At 75.7% G+C, this 18733-nt stretch carries 9 protein-coding genes; 6 read left to right on the top strand and 3 right to left on the bottom strand.

What is annotated here, in order from left to right; genetic code table 11:
- Positions 1-13: 13 nt before the first annotated feature.
- The 3 genes from ACZ3KP_RS33940 to ACZ3KP_RS33930 all read left to right on the top strand — a co-directional run bounded on the left by ACZ3KP_RS33940 (position 14) and on the right by ACZ3KP_RS33930 (position 9671).
- The gene (locus ACZ3KP_RS33940) at positions 14-3253 is read left to right on the top strand and encodes an AMP-binding protein (RefSeq protein ID WP_467504229.1); all 3240 of its coding nucleotides are present in this window, start codon (positions 14-16) and stop codon (positions 3251-3253) included.
- Positions 3250-6477, top strand: coding sequence for a non-ribosomal peptide synthetase (locus ACZ3KP_RS33935; protein ID WP_467504227.1), 3228 nt, complete (start codon positions 3250-3252; stop codon positions 6475-6477). The genes ACZ3KP_RS33940 and ACZ3KP_RS33935 overlap by 4 nt, the downstream gene beginning before the upstream one ends.
- Before the next feature lie 155 nt (positions 6478-6632).
- Positions 6633-9671, top strand: coding sequence for a lantibiotic dehydratase (locus tag ACZ3KP_RS33930; protein WP_467504225.1), 3039 nt, complete (start codon positions 6633-6635; stop codon positions 9669-9671).
- On the opposite strand, the gene ACZ3KP_RS33925 is transcribed toward ACZ3KP_RS33930, so the two are convergent.
- The 3 genes from ACZ3KP_RS33925 to ACZ3KP_RS33915 all read right to left on the bottom strand — a co-directional run bounded on the left by ACZ3KP_RS33925 (position 9593) and on the right by ACZ3KP_RS33915 (position 13232).
- Positions 9593-10114: a hypothetical protein gene (locus ACZ3KP_RS33925; RefSeq protein ID WP_467504223.1), complete on the bottom strand. Its 522-nt coding sequence runs from the start codon at positions 10112-10114 to the stop codon at positions 9593-9595. The genes ACZ3KP_RS33930 and ACZ3KP_RS33925 overlap by 79 nt on opposite strands.
- Positions 10115-10487: 373 nt before the next feature.
- The gene (locus ACZ3KP_RS33920; protein ID WP_467504221.1) at positions 10488-11522 is read right to left on the bottom strand and encodes a helix-turn-helix transcriptional regulator; all 1035 of its coding nucleotides are present in this window, start codon (positions 11520-11522) and stop codon (positions 10488-10490) included.
- 1263 nt (positions 11523-12785) lie between these two features.
- Positions 12786-13232: a nuclear transport factor 2 family protein gene (locus ACZ3KP_RS33915; protein WP_467504220.1), complete on the bottom strand. Its 447-nt coding sequence runs from the start codon at positions 13230-13232 to the stop codon at positions 12786-12788.
- A gap of 289 nt (positions 13233-13521) precedes the next feature.
- Here ACZ3KP_RS33915 and ACZ3KP_RS33910 point away from each other — a divergent pair, with 289 nt between their 5' ends.
- From ACZ3KP_RS33910 to ACZ3KP_RS33900, 3 genes are all read left to right on the top strand, one after another.
- Positions 13522-16587 carry an AfsR/SARP family transcriptional regulator gene (locus ACZ3KP_RS33910; protein ID WP_467504218.1) on the top strand — a complete coding sequence of 1022 codons (3066 nt, stop codon included), beginning with the start codon at positions 13522-13524 and terminating at the stop codon, positions 16585-16587.
- A gap of 416 nt (positions 16588-17003) precedes the next feature.
- Entirely contained in the window at positions 17004-17180 is a 177-nt protein-coding gene (locus tag ACZ3KP_RS33905; RefSeq protein ID WP_467504216.1) for a hypothetical protein, read from the top strand.
- A 168-nt stretch (positions 17181-17348) separates the two neighbouring features.
- Positions 17349-18650: a helix-turn-helix domain-containing protein gene (locus ACZ3KP_RS33900; protein WP_467504214.1), complete on the top strand. Its 1302-nt coding sequence runs from the start codon at positions 17349-17351 to the stop codon at positions 18648-18650.
- Positions 18651-18733: the final 83 nt, after the last annotated feature.

Below are 18733 nucleotides of genomic sequence, written 5' to 3'. Positions count from 1 at the left end.
AGGAGAGCGACGCATGACAACGAACACGGCCGACGCCCTCGTGGAGAGCCTGGCCGACGACGTACGGCAGACCCTCGGCCTCGCCCCCGGGGAACCGCTCGACACCTCGTTCGCGGCCATGGGCGGCAGCTCCCTGGACGCCGCCCAGCTCACCGTGCGGATGCGCCGCGCGCACGGACTGGACGTCGGGGCCCACGAGGTGCTCAACGCCTCCAGCGTGCGGCACCTCCTGGACGACCTCGCCGACCGCCCCCGCACCGACCCGGCCGCGGGCCCCGCCGAGGCCGCGCCCGCCGACCGGGCACCGCTCACCTGGCAGCAGCGGGTGATCTGGTACCAGTCCCTGCTGGACCCGGACTCCTCCCGCTACGTCTTCCACGCCCTGTTCCACTTCACCGAGGTGCCCCGCCCCGCCGCCCTGCGCGGCCTGCTGCGCGGCCTGCTGCGCCGTCATCCGGTGCTGCGCACCCGGCTGGTCTTCGACGACGGCGAACCCTGGCAGGTGGTGCCCGCCGCCGACGTCACCGACGCCGAGACCGACCTCACCGTCGTGGACCTCCCGAACGCGGACGTCTCCCCGGAGGAACTCGTCCGCCTCAGCGGCGCCGACCGTCCCTTCGACCTGCGGACCGGCCCGCTGCTGCGCTGGGTGCTGGCCCGGTTCCCCGACGGTCGCGCGGTGCTGGTGCACACCGAGCACCACCTGATCCACGACGGCAAGTCCTTCGTCGCCCTGCTCGGCAGCCTCCACGAGGACACCGAGACACCCGACACCCGCTACTTCGGCTACGCCGCGGCCCAGACCCCCGCCGACCCCGCCGAGGTCCGCAAGGTCGCCGAGCGCGCCGCGAAGGCCGTCGGCCGCATCCTGGACGGCGGCCTCGCCCCCACCGGCCGGGACACCTTCCTGCGGCTGCCGGTGCCGCCCGCCCTGCTGCGCGAGGTGAGAGAGGGGGCCCGCAAGGCGTCGGTCTCCCTGTTCACCGCCCTGTTCACGGCGTTCTCCCAGGCGCTCACCCAGTACGAGGGGGTCGGCGCCGCCGTCCTCGGCAGCGCCGTCGAGAACCGCCCGCCCGGCCACGAGGACACCGTCGGCATGTTCGTGTCCACGGTCCCCGTGGTCGTCGAACGGCGCCCCGGCGAGTTGCCCGAGGCCACCCTGCGCCGCACCCGCGGCGCGCTGCGCGAGGCGATGGACTCCTCCGCCGTGCCCCTCGCCGACGTCGTCCAGGCCGTCGGCGGCACCGACGGACGCGGCGACGGCGCCGTGGTGCGGGCCGCGTTCAGCATGCATCAGCAGGTCGAGCGCGAGGTCGAACTGGCCGGCGCCACCGCCCGCGTCCAGCTCGGTGTCTTCAACGGAGCCGCCAAGTTCCCCGTCAACGTGGTGGCCGTGACCTCCGGCACCGGCGACGACACCCGCGTCGAACTGCTGATGGAGGCCCAGGACGGTGCGGTCGGCCGCGACGACCTGTGGGCGCTGTGGACCGGGACCCTGGAATGGCTGCGCACCTGGGTGCAGCTGCTGCCCGAGCGGCGGACCGAGCCCGCCGCGGCGCTCGTCGCCCGGGTGACCGGGCGCGCCGCCGCCGACCCGGACGCGGTCGCCCTCGACGACGGCGAACGCCGGATCACCTACGGCCGGCTCGCGGCCTGGGGCGAGGCCGCCCGGCAGCTTCTGGAGCGGCCCGGCGAGGTCGTCGGCCTCCTCGGGACGGCCTCCCCCGACTTCTTCGCCTGCGCCTACGCCGTCCTGCACGCCGGCGGCACCTACGTCCCCCTGGAGGCGGGACAGCCCGACGAACGCCTCGCCTCCATGGTCGCCCAGGCCCGCTGCACCACCGTCGTCCGGCTGCCCGGCGTCCCCGCCGGGCGCGCCGCCGCCCTCGACGGGCCCGACGCCGCGCCCCGCCTGGTGGACTGGGCCGCCCTCGTCGACGAGTGGCCCGCGGCGCCCGCCGAACCGGACACCCCGCCGGACACCGACAGCGCGGCCCCCGCCTACGTCATGTTCACCTCCGGAAGCACCGGCGAGCCCAAGGGCGTGACGGTGCCCCGGCCCGCCCTGGACCGGCTCGCCGACTGGGCCCTCCGCGAACTGCGGCTCGGCCCCGACACCGTCGTCGGCCAGCTCGCCAACGCCGCCTTCGACGCCTCCGCGTTCGAGGTGTGGTCCGGGCTGTACGCCGGCGCGCGCATCCGGCTCGCGCCCGCCGGAATCCGCGCCGACCCGCAGCGCCTCGCGGACTGGTTCGCCGAGACCGGGGTCGAGTACGCCTTCGTCTCCACCCCCATCGCCGAACTCCTCGCCCGGGTGCCGAAGCCGGTCGGCAGTCGGCTCGACCGCATCTCCACCGGCGGTGACCGGCTGCACGCCCTCCCCGAGGACGTGCCGTTCGAGGTGCTCAACATGTACGGCCCGACCGAGACGACCGTGGTGGCCACGGCCGGCTGGGTCGACCCCGGCGGCACCGGGCTGCCCCCGATCGGCCGCGCCCTGCCTTACGGCTACACCCGTGTGGTCACCCCCGACGGCGCCCTCGCCGCACCGGGCGAGCAGGGCGAACTGTGGGTCGGCGGGGACGGTGTGGCCACCGGCTACGCGCACGCGCCCCGACAGACCGCCGCCCGCTTCGTCGCCGACCCGCACTCCGAGGACGGCGCGGTCGTGTACCGCACCGGGGACGTCGTCCACCTCGACAGCGCCGGCCGCCTGCACTACTCGGGGCGCCGGGACCGGCAGTTCAAGCTGGCCGGGGTGCGCTTCGAACTCGGCGAGGCCGAGGCGGTCGCCCTGCGCAGGCCCGGCGTCGAGCAGGCGGTGGCGCTCACGGTCGACTCGGCCGCCGGGCCCCGGCTGCACCTGTTCGTCACCCTCGCCCCGGGCACGGCCCCGGACCCGACCGACGAGGCGATCCGCGCGGCCTTGCCGGCGCAGCTGCGGCACCTGACGATCCACCACCTGGAGACCCTCCCGTACAACACCAGCGGCAAGGTCGACCAGCGCCGCCTGACGGAACTGGCCGAGCGGGGACGGGGCACGGCGCCCGCGCCGGGGTCCACCGCGTCCGCGGACCCGGCCGCCGCGCCCGCTTCCGCCGGGCCCTTCGCCGGTGGCCCCGGCCGGAGCGGTGCCCTGTACCTGCTGTGGCCCGCGCTCGCGCCGCTGCCCCGCGAGGAGCGGCTGGGCCTGGCCCACCGACTGATCGGCTCCGTGCTCGGCGGCACGGCGGCCGGCGAGGAGACCCGATGAACTCCGCCCCGCGGCCGGCACCCACGCTGGAGGCGACCCCGCACCAGGCGGCCCAGCTGATCGCCTCGCTGCTCTCCGACCGGCACCGCGTCGGCACCCTGCCCGTCCGCATCCCGCTGGACGGCGACGAGACCGGCGGGGCGCCGGCCGCGGTCGGCCTCGCCGAGGTCCAGCGGGCCTGGACCGCCCTGCTGCGCTCGGCCGCGGCCCTGCGCGTCCGCTTCCACGACACCCCCGACCGGCTGGTGCAGGAGCTGCGCGGCTACGACGACCTGCCCGAGGAGACCGCCCGGGTCACCCTCGGCGACGACGACCCGGACGCCGACGGTCTCGAGCCGTTCGGGCCCGTCCTGCTGACGGCCCGTCTGGACCTGAGCGGCAGCGGCCCGGTGCTGGCGCTGCGCGTTCACCACGCCCTCGTCGACGAGCACTCCGTACTGCTCGTCGGCCAGGCGCTGCGGCACTTCCTCGCTCACCCCGACGCCGTCCCCGAGGACGACGCGGACCACTACCGGTGCGCCCAGGAGGCGCTGCTGGACGCGTCCCGCAGGGAGCTGCCGCCGCGCCCGCGCGACCCGGCGCCGCCCCGGCCGGCCGACCCCGGCGCGGCGGACGCGCCCCTGCTGAGCCGCCTCGGCGAGGACCCCCGGGAGCGCGCGCACCACGCGGTGCGGCTGGCACCCGGGACGGTCGCCGCGCTGCGGGGGGCCGCCCGGCGGGCCCGCGCCTCCGCGGTCTCCGTGGCGCACGCGGCCGTCCTGGCCGCGCTGCACCGGCTGGCGCCGGACCGCACCCCCGTCGTCGGCGTGCCGATGACCCTGCGCGACCTGCGGGCGGTCGGCTTCGACGCCGTCGGCCTCTACCTCAACGTCGTGCCCACCACGATCCCCTGCTCCGCCGGCGACACCTTCGGCGAACTCGTCGAACGGGTCCGCGCCGAGTCGCTGGCCCTGCACGGCCGCAAGTTCGCGTCCGTCGGCGACCTCGCCGCGGCGGACGGAGCCGCCCGCCCCGGACGGCCCGGCAGCCGTGCCTACGCCGACCTGGTGCTCGCCTTCCGGGACGGCTCCCTGCCGCCCGGCACCGACGAGCGCGCGACGGCCGCCCGGCGGGCCGCGGAGCCCGGCGCCCCGCTCAACGTCGAAGTGGTGCTCGGCCCCGAGGACGGACTGGTCCTCTTCGACTGGCGCAGCGGGCTCGTCCCCTGGCCGCCGGCCCCGCAGCTCGCCTCGGCCGTCGTGCAGGCCCTGACCGAGCTGCCCGCGCGGCCCGAGCTGCGGGTGGGGGACTTCGCGCTGCTGGACGCCGCGAGCACCGCCGAGGTGCGGCGGCGCCTCGGCGGCCACCCGCAGACGGACGGCGCACCGGCGCCCTCCGTCGTCGAACTCGTCGAGCGCGCCGCCGCCCTCGCGCCCGGCGCCCCGGCCGTCAGCGACGGCGAACGTGCGTGGAGTTACGACGAGTTGACGGACGCCGCGGTACGGGTGCGGGCGGCGCTGCGGTCCCGGGAGCTGCCCCGGGGCGCCCGGGTCGCCGCCGCCTGCGGCCACGACGTCTGGCAGGTGGCGACCGCGCTGGCGGTCTGGCGGGAAGGCCTGTGCTACGTGCCGGTGGACCCGCGTGGCCCCGCCGAACGCAACCGGTTCGTGCTCGCCGACTCGGCGTCCGCGCTGGTGGTGTGCGGCCCCGGCACGGCCGGTGCCCCCTTCCTGGCCGGGACGCCCGAGCGGGACGTCCTCACCACCGACGCCCTGCCCCCGCGACCGGACGGCGGCACCGCGCCGCCCGGCGGCCGTCCCGGACCGGACGAGCCGGCCTATCTGATGTACACCTCGGGCAGCACGGGCCGCCCCAAGGGCGTGACCGTCACCCACCACAACCTGGCCGGGTTCCTGCGGGCGATGACACGGGCCCTGCCCGGCGCGGCGCAGGGGGACTGGCTGGCCGAGACCTCGCCGTCGTTCGACATCTCCTTCGTCGAGATGTTCTGGCCGCTGACCCACGGCCGGCACGTCCAGCTCCGCTCGCCCGACGCTCGCGAGAACCCCGCCGACCGGCGCCCGTTCGAGCACCGGCAGTGCACGCCCTCGCGCGCCGGCCAACTGCTGACCGCGCGGGAGCTGGGCCACTCGCTGGGGCGCTGGGACGTCGCGCCGCGCTACTGGCTGCTCGGCGGCGAACGGCTGCCCGGCACGCTCCTGCGACGGCTGCGCGCGGCCTACCCGGACACCGTTTTCGTCAACATGTACGGCCCGACCGAGGCGACCGTGTGGGCCACCTACCACGTGGTGCGCGGCGACGAGGGCGCGGATGTGCCCCTGGGCCGGCCGCTGCCCAACAGCGGGGTGCTGGTGACCGACCCGCACGGGAACGACGTGCCCGAGGGCGTCGTAGGCGAACTGCTCGTCCTCGGCGACTCGGTGGCGGCCGGCTACCTGAACCGCCCCGAGGCGACCCGGGAGCGGTTCGTCCCGGCGGCCTCGGCCGGCGGGGCGCGCGCCTACCGCACCGGTGACCTGGTGTGCTCGGGCCCGGACGGGCTCCTGTACTTCCGGGGACGCGACGACGACCAGGTGAAGATCCGCGGCCACCGCGTGGAACCCGGCGAACTGGAGCAGCGGCTGCTGGCCCTGCCCGGGGTCCGCGAGGCCGTCGCCGTGGTGCTGGACGCCGACGATCCCGAGCGGGTACGGCTGGCCGCCGCCGTCACGGTGGCCGCAGCCGCCTCCTTCGACCCGGCGGACGCCCGGCGCGGGCTTGCGGCCGAGGTCCCGGAGGCGATGCTGCCCGCCGAACTCGTCGTCCTGGACGCCCTGCCGCGGCTGACCAACGGCAAGACCGACCGGCTCGCCGTGCGGACCGCCTGCGAGGCGGCCGCCGCCGGGACGCACGGGCCGGCCGGCGGCCCGGTGCCCGACCGTGGTCCGCGCGCCGCCTCCGCCGACGACCCCGCCGCGGCGGACGGGCGCGGCGCCGGTGCCGGGGACGGGGCGCCGGACCCGGCGCTGGGCGCGGTGCTCGCCGCGGCCGAGAAGATCTTCCACCGGGCGGTCGGCGGTCAGGAGAACTTCTTCGACCTGGGCGGCAACTCCCTCACCGCGCTGCGGCTGACCGCACTCGTGCGCGCCGAGGGCTTCCACCTGGAGGTGGAGGACGTCTTCGACCTGCCCGACCTTCGGGCCCTCGCCGACCAGGCCACCCCTGCCCCGGGCGGCCGGGGCTGACCGGTCCCGGGCGGCGCCCGCACCGCGCCGCCCGGCCCCCCGGCTCGATCACCTCCGCGCTTCCCCGAGCCGCCCCGACCCCCGTCCCACCCCGACCCCGTCCCACCCCGCCCCCGTCCTGCTTCCCGCCTTCCGCTCTTCCGAGAGGAGCCCCCGTGTCCGGCGACGTCACCGTGGTCCACGTAGGCGAGCCCTGGCCCGAGCACTGGTCCGTGTCCCTCTACCTGTGCGGCCCCACGCCCCGGGATCCCGCCCTGGAGTCCTGGCGGCCGCGCGCCGAACGCCTGCTGCGCGAGCACTGGACCGGCGACGGCCGGCTCGCCGTCTTCCTGCCCGAGGCTCCCGAGGGCGGGTCCGAACCGCCGTACCCGCAACAGGTCGCCTGGGAGGAGGCGGCGATGCACGCGGCCGACGCCATCCTCTTCTACGTCCCCCGCGACCTGGCCACCCTGCCCGGCCTGGTCACCAACGTGAAGTGGGGCGCCTGGCACGACTGCGGGCGGGCGGTGCTCGGCTCGCCGCCCGACGCCCAGCGCAACGAGTACCTGCTGCACTTCGCGGAGCTGCTCTCCGTCCCGGTCGCCCACGACCTGCCCGGCGCGGTCGCGGCGGCCCTCGACCTGGCCGGCCCCGGCGACCGCCGCGAGGGCGCCGACCGGCACGTCCCGCTCGCCCTGTGGCGGTCCCCGGAGTTCCGCGCCTGGCACGCCGGACTGGCCGGGCGCGGCGACGTCCTGGCCGGCGGGCGGCTGCTGTGGAGCCGCGGCAACCCCGTCAGGGACTGGGTGTTCGAGGCCCGGCTGCGGTCGGCAGCCACCGGGCGGGAGCGCACCGAGCTGGCCTCCCGGGCGGGTGAACCCCCGCCCGCGCACCCCGGGCACCTCGCCCCGCTGGGCTCGACCGGCTGGTCCGTGTGGCGCGACGTGATGCTGCGCGGCGCCGGTTTCCCCGCCTCCGACCTCACGGCCCTCGCCAGTCCCGCGCTCGCCGCCGCGGCCGATCGCGCGGCCGGCGGCGACCCCACGGCCGCGGCCGACTACCGGCACGCCTACGACCGGGCCGTCGACGACCTGCGCGCCGGGGTGGCCCGCACGGCCGGGTCGCCCGGCTTCCGGGAGGCCGTGCTCTGGCAGAACCAGGCCGTGGTCCACCACCATCTGGACAAGGCGGCCGCGGGCGGCCCGCGCAACGCGCGGGGCCGCCGCAACGAACGCGTGGTCGCCTCCTATCTCCAGCGCTACACCATGAAGAACGACACCATCGGCTGGTTCGGGCCCGTCGGATGGGCCCGCTGCACCGAAGGCGGGGCCCCGCTGACGGTGCGTCCGGGCCCGGCGCTCACCTCCGAGCGGCACACCTTCTTCGAGAACTGGGCCGTGGACGCCCTGGCCGCCACCGTGGCCCGGATGCCCGGCGTGCTGCCCTGGCTGGTGCCGCGCCCGGTCACCTCGCACGCCCGGCGCGGACGCACCCTGCTGCGCCCGCGCCGCCCGCCGCGCGAACTCACCGACGCCGAACTGGCCCTGCTGGACCTGTGCGACGGCCGGCGCACCGCCGCCGAGGTGTCCGCCGCCGCCCCCGGCGGACCCCGGGCCGCCCTCGGTGTCCTGGTACGACTGCACGACGAGGGCGTCCTCCGCCTCGACCTCACCGGCCCCGTCGAGGCCCGCCCGGAGCGCACCCTGCGCCGGGCGCTGGCCCGGATCGGCGACCCGGAGGTGCGGGCCCGCGTCCTTGCACCGGTGGACCGGCTGGAGCGGCTTCGGCAGGACGTCGCCGCGGCGGCCGGCGACCCGGACCGGCTGGACCCGGCGCTGACCGCGCTGCGCGGCGCGTTCGAGGAGATCACCACCCGGGACGCGACCCGCCGCGCGGGCGCCGACTACGCCGGCCGCACCCTGGTCTACGAGGACACCGCCCGGGACGTCGAGGTCGGCCTGGGCCCCTCGCTGTTGTCGGAACTGGCCGAACCGCTCGGCCTGCTCCTGGACAGCGCCGACTGGCTCGTACGACGGGCCGCCGACGGCTACCGACAGCTGTTCGAGGCGCTGTACGACCGCGAGACCCGGCGCACCGGCCGCACGGGGGTCCCGCTGGCCTGGCTGGTGGCGCTGGCGGCCGACCGGCTGTCCACCGGCCACCGCAGCGTGCCCCCGCCGGTCGAGCGCGCCGTCGCGGAGTTCCAGGAGCGGTGGCGGCGGGTGTTGCTGCTGCCCGACGCCCCCCGCTGCACGGTGGACGCCGCCTCGCTCGCCGCCGCCGTGGCGCGGGAGTTCCCGGCCGGACCGCTGCCCTGGGCGGCCGCGACGCACCACTGCCCCGACCTGATGATCGCGGCGACGGGACCGGAGGCGGTCGCGGCCGGCGACTGGGAGGGTGTCCTCGGCGAACTGCACGTGGCCACCAACACCGTGGAGGGCCGCGCCTTCGTCGACCGGCACCCCGAACCGGAACGGCTGCTGCGGGCGGCGGAGACCGATCACGCGGGCCGCCGGGTGTACGCCGTGCCGCCGAAGGACTCGCTGTTCGTCAGCTCCCGGCTGGCGCCGCCGTCCGCGCTGCTGTCGCCGGAGTACCGCTACTGGTCGTGGGCGGAGGGGCAGGACGCGGCCGAGGTGCCGGGGACACCGCTGCCCGCGGGCGGGCTGCTGGTGCACCGGGAGGGCGAAGGGCTGGTGGTGAACGCCGGCGACGGCACGCGCATCACCCTGTCGGAGGCGCTCGGCGAGTTCCTGAGCGCGGCGGTGGCCGGCGCGTTCAGCCCGTTCGCGCCGGCACCGCACCGGCCCCGGGTGACCGTCGGCCGGCTGGTGGTGGCCCGGGAGTCCTGGTCGGTGCCGGCCGCCGGGCTGGCCTGGGTCCACGAGACCGACGAGGCCGCCCGGTTCGCCGCCGCCCGCCGGTGGCGGGCCGCACTGGGCCTGCCGGAACGGGTGTTCTACCGGGTGCCGCAGGAACTCAAGCCGATGGCAGCGGACTTCGGCAGTCTCGCGCTGGTCGACCTGATGGCCAGGACGCTCCGCGCGGTGCCGGAGGGACCGGACGCCGCCGTCACCCTGACGGAGATGCACCCGGGGCCGGACCGGCTGTGGCTGCCGGACGCCTCCGGCGCCCGCTACACCAGCGAACTGCGGTTCGTCGCCACCCGGTCCGGTTCCCGCGGCGAGAGGGTCAGCTCCAGCACGAGCGCCTGACTCCGCGCGGACAGCACCCGGTTGAACCCGGCCGGGAGGTAGAGGACCTCGCCCGCCCGGAGCCGGTGCCGCAGCGGGCCGACTCCGGCGGGCCAGTCCGTCCCGAGCGGGGTGAGGCGTGCCTCGACGGCCCCGCGCAGCTGAAGCAGGAAGGTGTCGGCCGCGACCGGGGTCTCCTCGACGCCGTCCCCGGCCGGGACCGTGTTGTAGGCGGCACGGGTCCCGCGGCCGACGAGCGTGCCGAGGCGTTCCGCGAAGTCGAGCGCCGGGTGCCGCCCGGCCGCGCCCGGCTGCCCGTGGGCCGCGGCCAGGGCGAGGACGACGGTGTCCTCGCCGCGCGGCCAGACCACCGCCGCGCTGCGGCCGCCGTGGGTGGTGAACGTCCACGCCATGTCGGTGACGAAGGTCTCCAGGTCGGCCCGGAAGGCCGCTGCTGCGTCCATGCACATCTCCTGATCCGGGGCGCGCGGAGGCACTGCGGGGCATCCCCCGGCGGGGGGCAGCGCTCCGCTGACGCGGTGGGGGGCCGGATCCGGTGAGCGCTCGTGATCCGTGGTGCGCCCGCGGCCGTGACGCGGAGGAACTACGGGACCGCACCGCCCGTGTCGCCACCGCCGGGGACGCGCGGGCGACGACTGCGTGGACGGAAGTCCGACGCTCGGGCCCGGCGGCTCCTGGGCACGAGCGGTGGGGGGCGCGGACGGACCGGCGGCACCCGACACGGGATCCGGCGGAGACCGTCCTGCAGGTGCCGTCGATTCGGCGCCGACACCCGCGATGATCGTGACTATGGACTACCGGGCCGGGCCGCGCAAGTCACTTTTCCGGGCCGCTGCCGGCCTGCGGATGGTCCGTCAGCCGGGCGCGGGCGGCGAGTACTCCGGCCTGGAAGCGGCTGTCGGCGCCGAGCGCCTCCATGATGTCGGCGATGTGCCGGCGGGCGGTGCGCAGCGACATGCCGAGGCGGCGGGCTATCGACTCGTCCTTCAGCCCCGCGGCGAGCAGGGCCACGATGGTCTGGTGGATCTCCTTGGCCACCTGTTCCAGGCCGTCCTGGGCGGCGTCGGAGAACGGGGTGGCCCGGATCCAGTACTGCTCGAAGATGTCGTACAGATAGCCCACGATGGTGGGTTCGCGCACCGCGACCCCGCCCCAGCTTCCGGTCCGTTCGGGCAGGAAGGCGAGGCTCTTGTCGTAGATGATGACGCGCCCGAAGAGTTCGTGCGAGGTCCGGTATTCGGCGCCGAGCGCCGTCGCCGCCGCCACGTACGCCTGGCTGGGGCCGTTGAAGCGGGCCGTGTGGTGGTAGAGGGTGCGCATGCGCACGTTCCGGGCGAGCAGGGCGTGGTCGCGGCCCAGGGCCTCCTCCATCGCCTCCGGGACCCGCCCGCTGCCGCCGGGCTGGCTGCTGACGACTTCCTCCTTGCACTCGGCCGAGGCCCGGTTCAGGGCGGCCCTGACCTCCTCCATCGTGGGGATCACCTCGACGGTGAAGTCGCGGTTGCCGGTGCGGCCGGCGAAGAAGTGGTCCCGCAGGCGGTCTATCTTCCCGTGGATGAGGTCGAGTTGCTCCTCCTGGTGGCGGATGGCGGCCCGCAGCGGCGCGGTCAGCGTGGCGGCCACGGCGTCGGGGTCCACGACCACGACCTCGTCCGGAGCGTCCCGCACGGGTCGCACGAGACCGAGGGAGGCCAGCCGCTTCAGCGCGGTGGCGGCTCTCTCCCGCGGGAGTCCGAGCTCCGCGGCCGCGTGGTCGGCCCGGCCGCTGCCCCCGTCGACAATCCATCCGTAAACGAGGATGTCGTCCTCGTCGATGAAAGGGGAGCCCGGTGACGGTTTCTGCTCGTTCATTCGTTCAGTATTGGCACAGTTGGTGAAGAATCCGGAGTGGGTCGGGCGTGGTTTTCTCCGGCGCCACGTGACCTTCCGCACACGACTCTATGCGCGTAGTGGCATCGTTGTCGTGTGAACAACTTCTGGGCGGCCGGTCCGGGTGTTGCCGATCGCGAATATGCCAACGGCGAAGTCGGCCTGGAATAGCATCAGTTGAGTGCGTCGTCGACGGTCTCGGACAGGAGCCACAGGCGCTGCCGGCGTCCCTCGCGCGGGTTCTCGGAATGCCGCCGCCCCGGCACGCGGCCGGGGGTCCCCGCGCACCCGACAAAGGCACGTACCAGTCGCGTCCGGCGTGAAATCGGAAGGGCGCCGGTGAACAGGAACGCGGCCGCACGAGTTGGCCGAAAAGGTGGTGGCATTACGCTGGGGCAATGGGTCCGGGGCGTGCTGTTGTGCCGAGCGTGGCCTGAATTCTTCCGTACGGTGGTCCTCTGCTCCGCGCTTGCCGATCCCTTCACCGGAGGAATTCATTTCCCCGGTGAAGGGCCCCGGCGCGGTCCGTGCCGGGCACCGCGCCCCACCGGTACCGCTTTCTACGGGGGGAATTCCGCCGCACCGCGATTCGGCACCGCCCGCCCACCGCCGGGCTCCTCTCTCCGCGACTGCTCCCACCTGCCGCTTCCCTCCGTCACGGCGCGCGGGGCCACAGGTCCCGCGGTTCTCCTCCATTGACCGCGTGTAGCGCGATCGCGTGACTGTCCCCTGGCCGGATTCGACCCCATACTGAGAAATGCAAAGGCCGCGGGCGGCGAGCACCCGCGGTCACAGCGGAAACCAGGACCCACGGAGGGGCGCGGCATGGGGAGTCCTCCGCCGTACGGCGCGGACGGCGGACTCCAGTGCGGCCCGGCCCCGGGCGCCGGGCGAACAGGGCGCCCGCGCCCCTGCGGTTCCGTGCGGCCGGCTTCCCCGTACGCTCCCGCGGCTCTTCGGCCGACCGGGCGAGGCAGCGTTCCCACGCCGGAACATCGGTGTCCGGCGACGGTTCCGGAGAACGGCGGTCAAGTCCCCGGAAATGACGCCGAATTCGCGCCCGAAGGCCCGAACGGCATCCTGTTCCAGGCCAGTTGGCGTGCGGACCCGACGCGCAAACGACGCGGCCCGTACCCTGGCACCCTCCGCAAACCGGTCCCCGCGGCCGCCTCGCCCCGTACCTCTTCGCGCCCGCGCGCGGCGGCGGTCGCCAAGGCCGCCGGCCCACGAACGCCGGTCGGTGGATCACTGTGCTGCGGGGTCCTCCGGGTGCGCCGGCAGGCTGCCCGGCGGGGGCGCGTAGTAGTAGCGCCGGCACTCCCGGACCAGGGTCTGCCCGGAGAGGGTGAACACGTCCGCGAAGGCCACGCCGGGCGCCGCCCGCCGGGCCGCACCGGGCGCCTGGCCCACCACCCGGCCGAGCACCACCACCCGGCCCTCGTCGGCCACGACAGTGTCCAGCTCGTGCCGCCGGAGCAGGGTCGCCCGCGCGGCATGCGCGCTGAGCACCGCGTCCCGGCCCCGGCGCGGCGGCGCGCCGGGGTGGTCCAGCGTCACGTCCTGCTCCGTCAGGGAGGCGTACCCGTCGATGTCCCCGATGTCCAGGTAGTGGTAGGTGAGCATCACATGCTTCACCCCGGCTGCCGTCACCTTCGAACCGGCTGGGGACACGGGGAAGTTGTCGCTGTTCATGACTGGATGACCGACCTCTCGCTCTCGGTGGACGGCCGTGGCGGCGCCGACGGCTCACACCGGGCGATCGTCCGGCCCTCCGCTGTCCTTCCGCTATCACCGCGGTTTCCCGCCCCGGCGGCGGGCCGGGTGGCGGCGGGCCGGTCACGTCACCGCCCTGATGAGGGCGCTGATCCACCCCCTGGTCAGTGCTGTTCAGCTCCTGCTCAGGCCGGTGGGCAGCCGGGTTCGGGCCATAGACTTCGCGGCCGGGCCCGCTGTGGCCTGCTGCGTGTGATGGGGAGGGTTCATGGCCGGGGTGCACCTCGAGTCGCGTGACCGGGCAGTGGGATTCACCTTTCAAGTGCTGGGTGAGCTGAAGGTGTTCGACCGCGGTCAGGGCACGGTGCCGGTCACGGCGGGCAGACAGCAGGTCGTCCTCGCCGCCCTGCTCCTGGAGAGCGGACGGCTCCAGAACCGCGACCACCTCATCCGGCTGCTCTGGGCCGAGGACCCCCCGGAGACCGCCCGCACCCAGGTGCAGATCTGCGTGTCCCGGATGCGCAAGACCCTGGCGGCCGCCGCCGTCGAGGCCGCCATCGAGACCCGGCCGCCCGGCTACGTCCTGCGGATCGACGACGAGGCGCTCGACCTGAACGTCTTCCGGCGCACCGTCGCCGAGGCCGCCGCGCTCGGCGGCAGGGGCCGCACCGCCGAGGCCGCCGCCCTGCTGCGCACGGCGGTCGGCCTGTGGCGCGGCCCCTGCCTGAACGGCATCCCCAGCGACGCGCTCGCCCGGGTCGCCGAGCACATCGACGAGGAACGCCTCGCGGCCACCGAGACCTTCATCGAGCTGGAGCTCTCGCTCGGCCGTCATCATCAGCTGACCGCCGAGATAGCCCGGCTGGTGGCCGACAACCCCTTACGGGAACGGTTCCGCGGACAGTTGATGCTCGCCCTGTACCGCTCCGGCCGGCAGGCCGAGGCCCTGGAGACCTACCGGGAGGGCCGCACCCTGCTCATGGACGAACTGGGCCTCCAGCCCGGCGAGGACCTGCGCCGGCTGGAGCAGGCCGTCCTGACCGAGGACCCCTCCCTGCGGCTGGAGCGCCCGGCCGGCACCGACCTGCGCGGCACCGGGCAGCCGCTCGGCGCGCCCGCGCCGGACCTCGGGCCCGACGCGGGCGCCGACGAGGACGGCCACACCCCGGCCCGCACCGCCGTCCCACGCCAACTCCCGGTCGACACGCCCGACTTCGTCGGCCACCGGCAGCTCGTCGCCGAGGCCGAGGGCGTCCTCACGAACAGCTCGCCGGACCGGGCGCCGGGCATCGTCGTCGTCACCGGCCGCTCCGGCATCGGCAAGAGCACCTTCGCGGCCCGGGTCGCGCACCGGCTCGCCGATTCCCACTTCCCCGACGGCCAGCTCTACTGCCAGCTGCGCGGCGGCCGGGCCGACCCCGTCGACCCCCGTGAGGTCCTCGGCCGGTTCCTGCGCGCCCTGGGCCTGCCCGGTCCCGCCATCCCGGACTCCCTGGAGGAGCGCGGCGAGATCTACCGCAGCATGCTCGCCGCCCGCCGCATCCTGGTCGTCCTCGACGACGCCGTCGGCGAGGAGCAGATCTTCCCGCTGCTGCCCGGCGGCCGCTCCTGCGGGGTGCTCGTCACCAGCAGGGCCCGGCTCACCGCGCTCCCCGGAGCCCACCGGGTCACGCTGGACATCCTGGACGAGCAGGGTTCACTGGAACTCATCGGGAACGTCGTCGGCGCCGACCGCGTCGGCGGCGAACCCGAAGCCGCCAGGGCGCTGGCCGCCGCCGTCGGCGGACTGCCGCTCGCCCTGCGCATCGTCGCCGCCCGGCTGGCCGCCCGCCCGCACTGGCCGCTCGCCTCGATGGTGCAGCGGCTCGCCGACGAACGCCGCCGCCTGGACGAGCTGACCCACGGCGAGATGACCGTCCGGGCCAGCCTGGCCCTCACCTACGACGGACTGGCCGAGAGGGACCGCACCCTGCTGCGCCTGCTCAGCCTCACCAAGGGCTCCACCTTCCCGAGCTGGATCGGCGGCCCCCTCCTCGACGCCCCGGACGCCTACCCGTACCCGTCCGACCTCATGGAACCCCTCGTCGACGTGCAGATGTTGGACGTCGCCGGAGTCGACGCCACCGGGGAGCTGCGCTACGGCTTCCACGACATCATCCGGCTGTTCGCGCGGGACCGGCTGGCCGCCGAGTCGGACGAGACCGAACGGCGGGCCGCGATCCGCCGGGTGGGCGGCGCCTGGCTCGCGCTGGTCTGCGAGGCACAGCTGCGGGTCCTCGGCACCCGCTACTTCGACGGGCCCGCCGTCCGCTGGAGCCCGCCCGCCGACCACGTCGGGACCGTCCTCGGCCGCCCCCTGGAATGGCTCGACACCGAACGTGAGAACCTCAGCCTGACCGTGGAGAGCCTCGCCCAGGAGGGCGAGGACGGCTACGCCTGGGAACTCGCCGTCAACCTCGCCCCGTTCTTCGAGACCCGCGGCTATCTCGACCACTGGGCCCGCACCCACCGCAAGGCGCTGACCGCGGTGCGCCGCAGCGGCAACCTGCTCGGCCAGGCCGCCCTGCTCGCCTCGCTGGGTTCGCTGCACCTCAACCGCCGCAACCTGCCCGAGGCCCGCCGGTCGCTGACCACCGCCGTCGGCCTCTTCGAGGAGCTCGGCCACACCAAGGGGCTCGGGCTGTGCCGCCGCGATCTCGGCCTGCTGGAACGGCTGTCCGGCCACGACACCGCCGCGATGGACCTGTTCGAGCGGGCCGAGCGGCACTTCGGCGACGGCGACCCCTGGGCTCGTGCCTCGGTCCTCGTCCAGCGCGCGGTCATCCTGCTGCGGCGCGGCGACGTGGGCCGGGTGGAGGCCGAACTCGACGAGGCGCTGGAGATCTGGCGCGACCTCGGCTACCTCGGCGGGCAGGCCCGGGTGCTCCAGCGCGCGGGCCAGCTGCACCTGTACCGCGGGCAGCCTGGCGACGCCCGCAAGGTGCTCACCGAGGGCCTCAGCATGGTCCGCGACGACGGCGACGTCATCGGCGAGGGGTACCTCCTGCACGACCTCGGCCGGGTCCACGCCCGCCTCGGCGAACTCACCCAGGCCGCCTCGTACTTCAACCGGGCGCTGGCCGTGCGCGAGGGCATCCTCGACCAGGGCGGCGCCGCCTCCGTCCGCGTCGACCTCGCCGACCTGAGCCTGCGCGGCGACGACACCGCGAAGGCCGGCGGACTGCTCACCGACGCCCTGGAGGTGTTCCGGCGGCTCGGCATGGCCGAGGAGGAGGAGCGGGCCACCGGACTGCTCGCCCGGGTGGCCGCCGGTGGCGCCCACGAAGGCCGGTGACGCCGACACCGCGACCGCGCACGTGCCGAGGAGCGCCCCCGACCAGAGGCAGCAGTCCCCACATGAACCCGCACAGCGCTCCGGCGCCCCGGCGCCAGGCCCCCGAAGACCCCGCCCGGGACAGCGAAGATACGTTTCTGCGACGCTTCGTCGGCCTGGAGAGGCGAACCGGCCCGGTTCCGCGCCGCGCCGGACCGGCCGCCCGGCACCGCCCCCGTGCCGGCCCTGCACGGCCCCGGCAGGGTCCAGCCGCCGCGCCGGTCCGCCGTCGAGGGCCGACGGCGCGCACGGGAGAATCCGCAGGCCACGACGGCTATCCGGGAGGGATAGCGAGGTCAAAGTGACGTGATTGCAGCGACTCCTAGCTTTCTTTCCAGAGGTCCGGCAGAGGGCCGGGGGAGAGGAAGGAAGCCACCATGAACAGCACCTTCGCAGCGGTCGTGAAGCCCGTGAGGGCCGCCGTCGTCCTCGTCACCGCGGTCGCCGCCCTCCTGGGCGCGGTGGCGGCCGGGACCGCGGCGCACCCGCAGCGGGCGGCGAGCGTACGGGCCGACGGCGGCTCCTCCACGGACAACACCAACCCCTGGAGCTGACGACGACGCCGCAGGCGCCCGGCCCCGCCGCGTCGGCGTTCGGCGGGCACCCGCAGCCACCGGCGATGTCCCGCGACAGCGCCGCGGACCGGCAGCGGGCGGACCCACTCGCAGGCGTCCCGCCCACCGGTTCCACCAGCACCTCGGAACGGCCCACCGGAGCACGTCATGAACGACATCCGAAACCGGCAGGACCTCGGCGTCCTGCTGAGAGACCACCGCCGGCGCGCCGGACTCACCCAGCGGCACCTCGCGGACCTCACCACCGTGAGCGTGCGCGCCATACGCAACCTGGAGCAGGGCAAGGTCCTGTCCCCCCGGCTGGACACGATCCGGCTGCTCGCGGACGGACTGCGGCTCGGCTCCGCCCAGCGCGAGACGCTGCTGGAGGCGGCCCGGCGCCGGCTCGGCACCGCGGACGACTCCGGGGAAGGCGGCTGCGGCCCCACGCCGTGGCTGGTCCGGAGCCCGCTGATCGGCCGGGACACCGAAGTCGACGCCCTCACCGCCCTGTTGGCGCAGCCGAACGGGCGGCTGGTGTCGGTCGTCGGCATAGGAGGGGTCGGGAAGTCGCACCTGGCCGCCGAGGCCGTGCGACGGGTCGCGGCCGACGGCACCCGGGTGCTGTGGCGGGCCCGTGGCGAGGAGACACCCCTCGGGGAACTCCCCGACCGCGCACCGGGGGAGACGACCGTCCTGGTGCTGGACGACGCCGAAACCGCGGACGGCGCCGGCCGGCTCGTCGCGCTGATGCGCGCCCATCCGCGGCTGCGCATCCTGGTCACCGCCTGCGCGCCGTGCGGCGTGCCCGGTGAGCAGATCCTGCGCCTCGCCCCGCTGCCGGTGCCCGCCCCCGGCGCCGAGTCGGACCCGGAGCAACTGGTCCAGGTGCCGTCCGTACGGCTGCTGTGCGCGCACATCCGCGCCGGCAACCCGCTGTACCGGCTGGACGACACCGACGCCGCGGTCGTCGCCGAACTCTGCCGGCGCCTCGACGGATTGCCCCGGGCACTGGAGTTCGCCGGCCGCTGGACCCTCGTCCGCGCCCTGCCGGAGCTGCTGGCCGAGGTGGAACGCAGCCCGTTCGGTCTGACCGCGCCGCCCATGACCGCCGACTCCTCGGGCGACCTGAGGGTCCGGCTGCGCCGCACCCTGGGCCGGCTCAGCCCGGCCGCGGTGTCCTTCGTCGCCGCCGTCGCCCGCGACGACCGCAGCTGGTCGGTGGCCGAGGCGGCGAGGGTCGTCGGGATCTCCGGCGCCGACGCCGCCGTCATCGTCTTCACCCTGGTGACCTACGGACTGGTACGGCCGGAAGGCCCCGGCGGTGACGAACCGCGCTTCTCGGTGCTCAATCACGTCCGCCATCTGTACGCCGACGCGCGCCGCGAACCCCGGCGCTGGGGCACGACGGTGATGTACCGCACCGGGACCGAGGACCGGGTTCGCAAGGTGGCGGTGGGCGAGAGCTGAGCGGCGGCCACGGGCCGCGACCCGCCGGGTGACGCACGCCGGGGGCGGGGGCGAGGGCACGCCCCGCCGCGCGGCGGGCGTCG

It is taken from the genome of Streptomyces sp. NPDC020958, from assembly GCF_055562175.1.
Note: the sequence above shows the minus strand (reverse complement) of the source record. Positions and strands in the feature narration are given on the sequence as shown.